At 69.2% G+C, this 12,304-nt stretch carries 6 protein-coding genes and 2 rRNA genes; 4 read left to right on the top strand and 4 right to left on the bottom strand.

The genetic code is table 11. The features are described from left to right. Window positions 1–101: 101 nt before the first annotated feature. Window positions 102–3,204: ribosomal RNA gene (locus tag DFJ69_RS33445) — 23S ribosomal RNA — on the top strand. A gap of 169 nt (window positions 3,205–3,373) precedes the next feature. Continuing rightward, a 5S ribosomal RNA gene (gene rrf / locus DFJ69_RS33440) occupies window positions 3,374–3,490 on the top strand. Window positions 3,491–4,484: 994 nt separating this feature from the next. Here the strand turns inward: rrf and DFJ69_RS33435 are convergent. Further along, a complete protein-coding gene (locus tag DFJ69_RS33435; protein ID WP_116026263.1) occupies window positions 4,485–5,105 on the bottom strand; it encodes a hypothetical protein in 621 nt (206 codons plus the stop codon). Between the two features lie 915 nt (window positions 5,106–6,020). On the opposite strand from DFJ69_RS33435, the gene DFJ69_RS35990 reads away from it, so the two are divergent. Both DFJ69_RS35990 and DFJ69_RS33420 read left to right on the top strand, forming a co-directional pair. Further along, a complete protein-coding gene (locus DFJ69_RS35990) occupies window positions 6,021–7,565 on the top strand; it encodes a hypothetical protein (protein WP_245974680.1) in 1,545 nt (514 codons plus the stop codon). Between the two features lie 205 nt (window positions 7,566–7,770). Further along, window positions 7,771–8,958 (top strand): alkaline phosphatase PhoX, encoded by a 1,188-nt coding sequence (locus tag DFJ69_RS33420; RefSeq protein ID WP_116026261.1) that lies wholly within the window; start codon window positions 7,771–7,773, stop codon window positions 8,956–8,958. Window positions 8,959–9,215: 257 nt separating this feature from the next. On the opposite strand, the gene DFJ69_RS33415 is transcribed toward DFJ69_RS33420, so the two are convergent. The 3 genes from DFJ69_RS33415 to DFJ69_RS35985 form a co-directional block, all read right to left on the bottom strand. Then, complete coding sequence (locus DFJ69_RS33415; RefSeq protein ID WP_116027080.1) at window positions 9,216–10,145, bottom strand: MBL fold metallo-hydrolase; 930 nt, start codon at window positions 10,143–10,145, stop codon at window positions 9,216–9,218. 122 nt (window positions 10,146–10,267) lie between these two features. Next, the gene (locus tag DFJ69_RS34740) at window positions 10,268–10,372 is read right to left on the bottom strand and encodes a DUF1015 family protein (protein WP_170177486.1); all 105 of its coding nucleotides are present in this window, start codon (window positions 10,370–10,372) and stop codon (window positions 10,268–10,270) included. A gap of 20 nt (window positions 10,373–10,392) precedes the next feature. After that, a complete protein-coding gene (locus DFJ69_RS35985; RefSeq protein WP_425453411.1) occupies window positions 10,393–11,751 on the bottom strand; it encodes a DUF1015 domain-containing protein in 1,359 nt (452 codons plus the stop codon). Between the last annotated feature and the right edge of the window lie 553 nt (window positions 11,752–12,304).

The raw sequence follows: 12,304 nt of genomic DNA, 5'->3' as shown, positions 1-12,304 counted from the left end.
CCATGGCCCGCCCTTGTCGGGGTGTGGTGTGGTCGCTGGTTGTTTTTTGTGAACTGCATAGTGGACGCGAGCATCTTTGATCGCTGATTTGTGGTCATTGTTGTTAAGTTTTTAAGGGCACACGGTGGATGCCTTGGCATCAGGAGCCGATGAAGGACGTGGGAGCCTGCGATATGCCTCGGGGAGCCGGCAACCAGGCGCCGATCCGGGGATTTCCGAATGGGGAAACCTGGCACCCGTCATGGGGTGTCGCCGCCGTCTGAATGTATAGGGCGGTTGGTGGGAACGCGGGGAAGTGAAACATCTCAGTACCCGCTGGAAGAGAAAACAAGAGTGATTCCGTGAGTAGTGGTGAGCGAAAGCGGAGGAGCCTAAACCGTGCGCGTGTGATACCTGGTAGGGGTTGCGTGTGCGGGGTTGTGGGAGCATCCGGTCGGGTCTACCAGTCCGACGGGGAGTCATAAAACATCGCGGTAGTCGAAGGGTCTGGGATGGCCGACCGTAGACGGTGAGAGTCCGGTAGACGAAATCGTGGTGTCTCCTTGGGGTGTTTTCCCGAGTAGCACGGGGCCCGTGAAATCTCGTGTGAATCTGCCACGACCACGTGGTAAGGCTGAATACTTCCTGGTGACCGATAGTGCACGAGTACCGTGAGGGAAAGGTGAAAAGTGCCCCGGTGAGGGGTCGTGAAATAGTACCTGAAACCGTGTGCCTACAAGCCGTCAGAGCCGTCGGCCCCTTTGGGGGTTGGTGATGGCGTGCCTTTTGAAGAATGAGCCTGCGAGTTATGGTGTGTGGCGAGGTTAACCGGTGTCGGGTAGCCGTAGCGAAAGCGAGTCTGAAGAGGGCGTTTTAGTCGCATGCTGTAGACCCGAAGCGGAGTGATCTAGCCATGGGCAGGGTGAAGCGCCGGTAAGACGGTGTGGAGGCCCGAACCCACCAGGGTTGAAAACCTGGGGGATGACCTGTGGTTAGGGGTGAAAGGCCAATCAAACTCCGTGATAGCTGGTTCTCCCCGAAATGCATTTAGGTGCAGCGTCGCGTGTTTCTTGCCGGAGGTAGAGCTACTGGATGGCCTAGGGGCCTTACCGGGTTACCGAAGTCAGCCAAACTCCGAATGCCGGTAAGTGAAGCGCGGCAGTGAGACTGCGGGGGATAAGCTTCGTAGTCGAGAGGGAAACAGCCCAGATCATCGGTTAAGGCCCCTAAGCGTGTGCTAAGTGGTAAAGGATGTGGAGTTGCCGTGACAACCAGGAGGTTGGCTTAGAAGCAGCCATCCTTGAAAGAGTGCGTAATAGCTCACTGGTCAAGTGATTCCGCGCCGACAATGTAGCGGGGCTCAAGCACACCGCCGAAACCGTGGCATCCGCGCCTTATGGTGTGGGTGGGTAGGGGAGCGTCCGGCAAGCCGGTGAAGCATCGGTGTGAACCTGGTGTGGAGGTTGCCGGAGTGAGAATGCAGGCATGAGTAGCGATTCGCACGTGAGAAACGTGCGCGCCGATTGACCAAGGGTTCCTGGGGCAGGCTTTTCCGCCCAGGGTAAGTCGGGGCCTAAGGCGAGGCCGATGGGCGTAGTCGATGGATAACGGGTTGATATTCCCGTACCCGCGGGCACGCGCCAATATCGAACCCTCTGATGCTGACCACCCGATCCTTCGTTCGGGCCTTCGGGCCCGTGCGCGGGGGAGGCTGGGACCCGAGGGGGTAGTAGGTAAGCGATGGGGTGACGCAGGAGGGTAGCTCAGCCCAGGCGGTGGTCGTCCTGGGGTAAGCATGTAGCCCGCGCGATAGGCAAATCCGTCGCGCGCACAGGGTGAGATGTGATGCCGAGCCGTTTTAGGTGAAGTGAGTGATCCCATGCTGCCGAGAAAAGCCTCTAGCGAGTGTGCCGGCGGCCCGTACCCTAAACCGACTCAGGTGGTCAGGTAGAGAATACCGAGGCGTTCGGGTGAACTGTGGTTAAGGAACTCGGCAAATTGCCCCCGTAACTTTGGGAGAAGGGGGGCCGCTTCCGGTGAACGCCTTCGCGGTGGGAGCTGGGGGCGGTCGCAGTGGCCAGGGGGAAGCGACTGTTTACTAAAAACACAGGTCCGTGCGAAGTCGTAAGACGCTGTATACGGACTGACGCCTGCCCGGTGCCGGAACGTTAAGAGGACCGGTCAGCCCGTAAGGGTGAAGCTGAGAATCTAAGCGCCGGTAAACGGCGGTGGTAACTATAACCATCCTAAGGTAGCGAAATTCCTTGTCGGGTAAGTTCCGACCTGCACGAATGGCGTAACGACTTCCCCGCTGTCTCAACCACAGGCCCGGCGAAATTGCAGTACGAGTAAAGATGCTCGTTTCGCGCAGCAGGACGGAAAGACCCCGGGACCTTCACTATAGCTTGGTATTGGCGTTGGGAGCGTCTTGTGTAGGATAGGTGGGAGACTGTGAAGCTCGGACGCTAGTTCGGGTGGAGTCGTTGGTGAAATACCACTCTGGTCGTTTCGAGCGTCTAACCCGCGCCCCTGATCGGGGTGGGGGACAGTGCCTGGTGGGTAGTTTAACTGGGGCGGTTGCCTCCCAAAAGGTAACGGAGGCGCCCAAAGGTTCCCTCAGCCTGGTTGGTCATCAGGTGTCGAGTGCAAGGGCACAAGGGAGCTTGACTGTGAGACAGACATGTCGAGCAGGTGCGAAAGCAGGGCCTAGTGATCCGGCATCTCCGTGTGGAAGGGATGTCGCTCAACGGCTAAAAGGTACCCCGGGGATAACAGGCTGATCTTCCCCAAGAGTCCATATCGACGGGATGGTTTGGCACCTCGATGTCGGCTCGTCGCATCCTGGGGCTGGAGTAGGTCCCAAGGGTTGGGCTGTTCGCCCATTAAAGCGGCACGCGAGCTGGGTTTAGAACGTCGCGAGACAGTTCGGTCCCTATCCGCTGCGCGCGCAGGAGACTTGAGAGGATCTGTCCCTAGTACGAGAGGACCGGGACGGACGAACCTCTGGTGTGCCAGTTGTCCCGCCAGGGGCATGGCTGGTTGGCTACGTTCGGTAGGGATAACCGCTGAAAGCATCTAAGCGGGAAGCCTTCCTCGAGATGAGGTCTCCCTCCCACTTTCGGGTGGGGTAAGGCTCCCAGTAGACGACTGGGTTGATAGGCCGGAGATGGAAGCCTTGTGAGGGGTGGAGTCGACCGGTACTAATAGGCCGAGTGGCTTAACAACACTCCGCATCTTCTGCGTGATGTTCGCGTCCCTATGCGGTTCACAGAGAACAAACAGTTGTTTTCCGTGAACCGAACAACAGAATACGAGCCGTCCACCCCCCGTCAAAAAAGGGGGGCTCGGTTCGCCCACGGTTTTCCCCACACCCGCGTGTGTGGGGGTTGGGCGTTCCGGTGGTCATGGCGGAGGGGAAACACCCGGTCTCTTTCCGAACCCGGTAGTTAAGCCCTCCAGCGCCGATGGTACTGCATGGGAGACCGTGTGGGAGAGTAGGACACCGCCGGACACTTTTTTGGATTGGGGCCTGTCCCCGGGGTACTGCCCTGGAGACAGGCCCCGACTCATGTCATGGGCCTGCCAAATAAACTGGAAGAGTCCAACGGGCAACGACGACAGTGACGGACGTTATGAGCGCGGAAGAGGACCGTCGCAGCGGTGGCAATCGCGAGCGGCGCGGTAGCGAGCAGGGCAAGGGCGGATACCGCGGGGCGCCTGCCGGCCAGGGGGGTCCCTCTCGGGGAGGCCGAGGCGGTGGACAGCCCCCGCGCTCAGGCGCTCCGCAGGCCGGCGGCCGACGCGATCGCGACGGAAAGGGCTCCGAAGGCCGCTCCGGCCCGGGCGGGCGGTTCTCAGGTGAACACAAGGGCCGCGACGACGAGCGCGATTCCGGGCGTCCGCGTTTCGGCGGCGCACGTCCTTCCGGCGGGCCCGGCCGCGAGGGTGCGAGCCGCCCCCAGGGCGGCCCCCGGCGCGACGACCGTGACCGCAGGGACGGTGAGCGCCCCTCGGGTCCGTGGAAGGGCCGCCGCGACTCGCAGGCCCCCCGCCAGGACGGCGGCCGATGGTCGCAGGACCGTCCCGGAGGCTTCCGGGACCGCCGTGAAGGCTCCGGCCCCGAATCGTCCCGGCGTCCGTCGGATCGCTCCGGTGCCGACCGCGGCGACCGCTGGTCGCAGACCGTCCCCGGCGGCGCCCGCGACCGCCGCGATGACGCGCGCCCGAACTCGTTCGAAGGTTCAGGGAAGGGCCGCGGAGAGCGCCGACCGCAGGACCGCCCAGGAGGTCCCCCCGGACGTCGGGACGACGCCGGCAAGGGCTCCTTCTCAGGTCCTCGGGATGGTCAGGGCGAGCGCGGCCCCCAGAGCCGCCCCGGCGGCTTCCGCGGTCGTCGGGACGAAGGCGGCACAAGCTCGTTCGGGGCCTCTCGCGGCGAGCGAGGCCCGCAGAGCCGCCCCGGCGGCTTCCGCGACCGTCGCGACGATGCCGGTAAGGGCTCGTTCTCAGGTCCTCGGGATGGTCAGGGCGAGCGCGGGTCCCAGAGTCGCCCCGGTGGGTTCCGTGGTCGTCGGGATGAAGGCGGCACAGGCTCGTTCGGGGCCTCTCGCGGCGAGCGTGGGCCGCAGAGCCGCCCGGGCGGCTTCCGCGACCGTCGCGACGATGCCGGTGGGGGCTCGTTCTCGGGTCCCCGTGGTGGTCAGGGTGAGCGCGGGTCGCAGAGCGGCTCTGGTGGGTTCCGCGGTCGTCGGGATGAAGGCGGCGGTGGTTCGTTCGGGGGCTCTCGCGGCGAGCGTGGGTCGCAGAGCCGCCCGGGCGGCTTCCGGGAACGCCGGGATGACGCCGGTGGGGGCTCGTTCTCGGGTCCCCGCGGTGGTCAGGGTGAGCGTGGGTCGCAGAGCGGCCCCGGTGGGTTCCGTGGTCGTCGGGATGAAGGTGGCGTAGGCGAGGGCCGTGGGTCGCAGGGTCGCCGGGATGACGACCGTGGGGGTCGTTCCGGGGATCGGCGGGACGGCGGGGGCCGCGAGTCGCAGGGGCGGCCCGGTGGGTTCCGTGATCGGCGTGACGACCGGCGTGGTCCGTACGAGGGGGGCCAGGCGGAGGGCCGTAGGCCGCAAGGCGGTCATGAGGGTTTCCGCGACCGTCGCGACGAAGGCGGTTCCCAGGGGCGTTCGGGGGGCTTCCAGGGCCGCAGGGATGACGGGCGTCGTGGCTCAGGTGAGGGCCGTGAGCCGCAGAATCGTTCCGGTGGGTTCCGTGGTCCTCGGGATGACGCCGGTAAGGGCTCGTACGCGGGCTCCCGCGGTGGCTCGGGGGGCTCGCAGAGCGGCGCTGGTGGGTTCCGTGGTCGTCGGGATGAAGGTGGTGCAGGCGAGGGCCGTGGGTCGCAGGGGCGTTCCGGGGGCTTCCAGGAGGGCCGTGGAGGCCGGGATCGGTCGGGGGATCGGCGCGACGGTGGTCGGGATTCCCGGGGTGGTTCGGGCGGTTTCCGTGATCGGCGTGATGAGGGCGGCCGTCGGTCGTTCGATACGTCGGGTGGGTCGCAGGGGCCTTCGGGGGGTTCCGAGGGCCGCGGGTCCTACGGAGGAGCCCGTGGCGGCCAGGAGTCGCAGGGGCGCTCCGGGGGGTCGTCCGAGGGGCGCCCGGGCGGGTTCGGTGAGCGGCGGGACGGCGGCGGACGTGGGGCCGGTGGACGTCCGCGTGAGGAGCGCGGGCCGCAGGACCGTTCCGGCGGGTATCGGGAGCGGCGCGACGGCGGCTCCGACCGGGGTCGTGGGCCGCGTCAGGAAGAGCGGCGCTGGTCGAACGACCGTCCGGAACGTGGGGACGATCGACGTCCGGGGGCGCGGAGCGGCGGACCGGGTGACTCCTGGCGGGAACGCCGGGGCGTCGGGCGCGGGGAGGATCGGCGTCCCGAGGGACGTGATGAGCGCGGTGGGCGTTCCGGAGGGCCGGGGAGGCGCGACTTCGGTCCGCGCGACGGCCGGAGGGACGAGCAGCGGGAACGGCCCGTTCCCCAAGGGCCGGAGATCCCCGAGGACGTGACCGGCGAGGAACTGGACGCCGAGGCGCGCGTCGAGCTCCGCACCCTGCCCAAGGACCTGGCCGCCAAGGTGGCCCGGCACCTGGTCATGACCGGGCGGCTGATCGACGAGGACCCGGCGACCGCCTACCGGCACGCTCAGGCCGCGCGGCGGCTCGCCTCGCGGGTCGGCATCGTTCGGGAGGCCACGGGGCTGGCCGCCTACTACGCGGGAGAGTGGTCGGAGGCCCTCGGCGAGCTGCGGGCCGCGCGGCGGCTCCGCGACACCGAGGAGGCGTACCTGCCGATCCTCGCCGACTGCGAACGCGGCCTCGGCCGTCCGGAACGAGCCCTGGACCTGGCGAAGTCGCCGGCGGCCCGGAAGCTCGACACGGCGGATCGGGTCGAACTGCGGATCGTCGAGTCGGGGGCGCGCCGTGACCTCGGACAGTACGACGCCGCCGTCGTGGCGCTGCAGATGCCCGAGTTGCGGGACAAGCGGCTCCAGCCGTGGACCGCGCGACTGTTCTACGCGTACGCCGACGCGCTGCTGGCGACGGAACGCAAGAGCGAGGCGAGCGAGTGGTTCGCCCGCGCCGCCGCCGCCGACCGCGAGGACGAGACCGACGCCGCCGAGCGGTACGCGGAGCTCGAGGGTCTGGAGATCATCGACCTGGAGGAGGCCGAGGGCGACTCCCGGCCCGATCTGGCCGAGCCGTCCGGTGCTCCGGAGCCGGAGGCCCACGCGGGATCGGTGAGCGACATCGGGGAGACCCCGGCCGGCCCCGAGGACGTGACGCCTCCCGGGACCGATGCGCCCGCCGCCTCGGCCGAACGCCCTCCGGTGGCGGAGCCCGAAGTCTCTGGGCTGGACGAGGCGCCCGGGTCTCCGGGGACGGAGTCTGGTCTCAGCGGACCGTCCGAGGATTCAGGGCGGGGACCCTCGGTTCTGGAGGCCGGCTCGGGTGAGCCGTCCGATGCCTCGGGGCCGGAGGAGTCGGGCGTGGACGTCGGTTCAGACGAGCCATCCGGCATTGCGGGGCTGGGTGGACCGGTCTCAGGACAGGACACGGCCGAACGGCCCTTGGGCGAGGCCCAGGGACCTTGGGAGACGGAGTCGGGTTCGGAAGAGCCCGCCGATGCTCCCGAGGCCGAGGAGGCGAGGGCCCCTTCGGGGCTGCAGTCTGGGCCGAGCGAGCCATCCGACGCGGAGGAGGCGGAAGCGGCCTTCCAGGCCGAGGCGGAGGACGTTCACGAGGTCGGTGAGCGGTCCGACGCGGCCGAGGAGAGCGGCGAGCCCTTCGAAGATGTCGACGGCCCGGAGTCCGCTCGCGACTCCGAGCGGGCATGGGAGGTTCCCCAGGTGCCGGACGCCTCTCCGAGGCCGGAGGTGCTCAAGGCCGCGGGGGCTCCCCCGATGCCCGAGTTCCTACAGGCGGAGCAGCCCGCTCAGGACGACGGCACGGAGCAGGAGGATGGCGTCGCGTCGGCCTCCGGAGCCCCGGACGCCGAGCCCACCGACGGCGATGAGGGCGACGACGACGGCCGGCGGGGGCCGGGCTGATCCACGCCGAACGGACAGGGCCGCGGCGGCCGCGCGACGCCATGATCACCGGATCGCGTCGGCCGCCGCGGCGTGTCGGGCATGGCGGGACTTGACCTCACCCGTCCTTGGCACGATATTCACCACACCATGGTCGGCCGGCGCGGCCGGTGTCACCCACCGGTGGTCGACTCCTGTGATCGTCGCCGAGTAGTTGAGGAGCACCATGCCGACCGGGTCGAACCGACGTGCCTTCCTCCGCGCCACCGCCCTGACCGGCGGCGCCACCGCCTTCTCCGGGGCGCTCTGGCATCGGGCGTTCGCCGCCACGGGCGTTCCGCGCGGCCCCGCCCAGCCCGGTGCCGGTCCGTACGGGCCGCTCCAGGCCGCCGACGCGAACGGGCTCCGCCTCCCGGCCGGGTTCACGGGCAGGGTGGTGGCACGATCGCTGCAGCGGGTGCCGGGGACCCGACACACCTGGCATTCCGCTCCGGACGGCGGCGCCTGCTTCCCCACCGCCGACGGATGGATCTACGTCAGCAACTCGGAGGTGCCGCTGATCGGCGGCGCGTCGGCGCTGCGCTTCAACGCGTCGGGCACCGTCACCGACGCGTACCGCATCCTCAACATGACCACGCTGAACTGCGCGGGCGGCGCGACGCCGTGGGACACCTGGCTGTCGTGCGAGGAGTACGACCTCGGCATCGTGTACGAGACGTACCCGCAGGGCGGCAGGCCGGCCGCCCAGCGCCCCGCCATGGGCCGCTTCAAGCACGAGGCCGCCGCCTGCGACCCCGTTCGCAAGGTCGTCTACCTCACGGAGGACCAGGGCGACGGCTGTTTCTACCGCTTCGTCCCCGCCACCTGGGGCGACCTGTCGAGCGGCACGCTGGAGGTCCTGATCGGCTCGGGAACGGGCCCGGTCACCTGGAGGCGCGTACCGAACCCGCGGGTATGGACGACGCCGACCCGGAACCAGGTCGAGGGCGCCATGCGCTTCGACGGCGGCGAAGGGTGCTACTACACCGACGGCGTCTGCTACTTCACGACCAAGGGGGACGGGCGGGTCTGGGCGTACGACGCCGCCGCGTCGACCCTCGGGCTGGCCTACGACGACGATCTGGTGACCGGCGGCGAGGCCCCGCTGACCGGTGTCGACAACATCACCGGCACCCGTTCGGGCGACCTGTACGTGGCCGAGGACGGTGGCGACATGCAGATCAACATGATCACGCCGAACGGCGTGGTCACCCCGTTCCTGCAGGTCGTGGGGCATGAGAAGTCCGAGATCACCGGGCCCGCGTTCTCTCCTGACGGCTCGCGGCTCTACTTCTCCTCACAACGCGGCCGGAGCGGCGCGATCGGCGGCGGCGACGGCCACACCTTTGAGGTCACCGGGCCGTTCCGCGCCTGAGCCCGCGTCGCTCCGTCGCGGGTGATGGCCGCCCGGTTCGGGGTGCTGTTCGGTCGAACGGCCTCGCTCGAACGCGGCGTGTGCATTGGGTCGCCCACGCCCATGTGGCATGCGGCCGGGGCCCATGTCGCGGTGTTCGGGCCGGGGGTCGTCTTCGTGGGTGGCCGCGAACGTCCGGGCCGTCCGCGGGGGGCGATGACGTCGGGGTGCATGTCCGCGCGTTCCACTCGGGGATCGTTCGGGCGTGGAAGGCCGGATCAGGCGTGCTTGTCGAGTGAGTGGATGATGCCGGCGACGTTGCTCGCCGCGCCGTTCAACATCTCGTACTTCTCGGCCAGTTCCGGATCGGCGTCCGGTCCGTACGCCTTGTAGCGGCCGAGGGTGCGTTCCTGAACGGCCGCCACCGCATGGTCGAGGTCCAACCCCTGGTCGCGCGCGTCGCGGACGGCGTCCACCCAGATCCGCAGCTCCTCGGCGGAGCGCTCCAGGGTGTCCGACACCGCGTCCACCGGCCCGTAGTGCGCGAAGAGCAGGCGTTGGGCGCGGAGTGCCTGGAACTTGTCCAAGGAGGCGAGGGCCGTGTCCAGGTCGAAGTCCGGCGGCGGAGTGGCCGGGCGGACGTCGGCGGTCTTGGGGATGTAGATGCCCGCCGCGTCGCCGACGTACAGGTCGCCGGTGAGGGAGTCGAGCAGGCCGACATGATGCTTGGCATGCCCGGGGGAGTGGTGGGAGTGCAGCCTCCGGCCGCCGCCCAGGTCGATCTCTCCGGTCTCCTCGACCGCCCGGATCCGGGCCGCGTCGGTCGGCTTCAGCTCCCCGAAGAGGGGTTCGAGCAGGTCCCCGAACACCATGCGGGCGCTGCGCATCAGCCGCTCGGGATCGGCCAGGTGACGGGCTCCCTTCTCGTGGACCACGATCTCGGATCGCGGGTACATCCGGGCGATGTCGCCGACGCCGCCCGCGTGGTCCAGGTGGATGTGGGTGACGACGACGGTCGCCAGGTCCTCGGCCCCGACCCCGAGTTCGGTGAGCGCCCGCTGGACGGTCGGGGCGGAGCCGCTGGTCCCGGGTTCGACCAGGCACGGCCGGTCGGACAGGATCAGATAGCCCGCCGTGATGCCGGCGTATCCGGCCATGCGGGTGTCGATCTCGTAAACGTCGCCGCCCAGCGGCTTCACGTTGCTCATCGACGACTCCACTCGAGACGGTTGTCCACATTCTTCCCGGCGCTTGATGTGATCCTCCCGCGCCTCTCATCGTAGGTACAGGGTCCTCCGCCGGGCCCGTGGGAGGTGAACGATGATCCGCTTCAGCCGAGTTCCAGCAGCCGCATCACCAGGCCGGTGCGCGGCTTGGGGCCGAACGAGGTCGACTTGCGCGGCACCCGTTCCCCCGCCTCGGCCACCGCCAGCACGTCCGCGACCGCCGCCGGGTTCAGGATGACGGCGGTGCCCCCGGTCCGCCGGGCCCGCTCGACCGCGGCGGCCGGATCGTCGTGGACGACCTCGACGGTGTGCTCATCGGCGTCGACACACCACAGCCGATCGATGAGCAGCCTGTCCAACACCGCCGTGTCCAGCCGACGCCACCGCTCGGAGTGCTCGGGGGCATCACCTCGGCCGACAGCCCCTCATCGGGCCCGGCCAGCAGATGCAGCCGGTCTCCGCCGGCCAGGAGGAAACCGGTTCCCTGCACCTCGCCCAGGGCCTTGACGGCGGCGTCGAGTTTCTCCGGCCCCCCGAACGGCGCGCTGACGTGGAACGCGCCTTTGGCGCGTTCCACGGCCTGTTCCGGCCCGAGCCCCGGCAGCACGCGGTGGATGGCCCCAAGATGCGGCGGGTACCGCGCGGAGTCGACCAGGAGGGCCAGCCCGTAGTCCCACGGCCCATGCCCCTCGCCCGCCGCGTGCCGCCGCGCCTGCAACGCACGGTACGTCGCATACCGATGGTGCCCGTCGGCGATCAACGCCCGCCGCCCCCGCAGCCCATCCGCGACCCGCGCATGCACCCGCGGATCGGTCACCCGCCACAGACGATGCGCCGTTCCGTCGTCCGCCCGGAACGCCAGCACCGGCCGCTCCCGATCGGCGACCTCGTCCACGACTTCCGCGACCACACCCGACCCACCACTGAGGGTCCCTCCACCGTCAACACGACCGACAGCCGCGCCGGCATCGCTCACGCCACCCGCGCCGGCACTTCCCGAGCCGCCCGTATCGCCGGGCCTCGGGTGAACGTCCTTGGGGTCGGGGGTGCCGTCGTAGATCAGGAAGATGGGTTCGAGGTTGGCGCCGGTGGCGGTCATCAGGTCGAGGCGGTCGCGGACGGGGCCGGGGAAGACATTCTCGTGGGGGAGGATGACGCGCTCTGACTCGGCTCGGAGCCCGACGGCGCCGATGAGGCCTCGTTGGCGGGTGCCGTCAGGGGTGGTGGTCTCGTACACGTAGAGGGCGGGCTCGTCGTCGACGATGAGCGCTCCGTCAGCGAGCCAGTCGCGGAGCGTGTCGGCGGCCCTGAGGGGGGCGGTCTCGTCGTTGGCGCCGCGCGGCAGGATCAGCCGGACCACGTTGTGGCCGTCGCCGGCCATGAGTCGTCCGACCTCGTCGTCGTCGATCAGGTCGTACGGCGGGGTCGTCACGGCCGCGAGATCGCCGACCACCTCCGGGGCGAACCGCACGCCCCGGAAGGGACGCAACACCAGACCGTCCTCGGCCCCGCGGCCGGGCTCGTCGACACCGAAGACCCGGGCGCTGAAATCCTCCGGAGTCATGCCATAGGGGAGATCGGCGTCCACCGTGGGCATGGTAGTTGGGGAGGCAACGAAGCCCGGTGACCGGGTACGGTCGTGATCGGGGTCGGACGGGAGGTCCATATGGGAATACAAGGACCAGAGGGACCGGAGGATTCCCCCGGCGAAGAACGCGGCTCCCCCGGCGCCGCCCCCGCCCCCCGAACGTCCGAGGCCTCGGACGCCCCTGCCGGTGAACGCGGGGTGATGCCCGTACGCGGAGGTTCGGCCGGGAGCGGATCGCCGGCCGCGAGCGGTGCGCCCGGCCCGGCCGGAGAGCCCGATGCGGGCAGGCGACGGGCCGCGCAGGGAGTCTCGGCCGCCGCCGGAAGGCCGGAGACGACCGCCCGCGAAAGGTCCGAGGCGGGTGTTTCGGCCGCCCGAGACAAGCCGGAGGCGGGTGGGTCGGCCGCCGCCGGGAGGCCCGGGGCCGTTGGGTCGCGTGGCGGTGAGCCCGTGGCGGCGGACGGGCCGGACGGAGTCGGGTCACGCGCCGGCCTCCGTACGAGCGACGGGTACGACGGGGCACCGGAGACGACACCCCGGGCGAACCCCGGCG

Origin of the sequence: Thermomonospora umbrina (assembly GCF_003386555.1) — a bacterium.
GTDB classification, from domain to species: Bacteria; Actinomycetota; Actinomycetes; order Streptosporangiales; family Streptosporangiaceae; genus Thermomonospora; species Thermomonospora umbrina.
This window is presented reverse-complemented; position numbering and strand designations above follow the sequence as displayed.

Excerpts from the sequence above, each read along its gene's own strand:
- DFJ69_RS33415 (WP_116027080.1), bottom strand. The coding sequence starts at position 10,145 with ATGAGCAACGTGAAGCCGCTGGGCGGCGACGTTTACGAGATCGACACC.
- DFJ69_RS33420 (WP_116026261.1), top strand. The coding sequence starts at position 7,771 with ATGCCGACCGGGTCGAACCGACGTGCCTTCCTCCGCGCCACCGCCCTG.
- DFJ69_RS33435 (WP_116026263.1), bottom strand. The coding sequence starts at position 5,105 with ATGACCGCCTTGCGGCCTACGGCCCTCCGCCTGGCCCCCCTCGTACGG.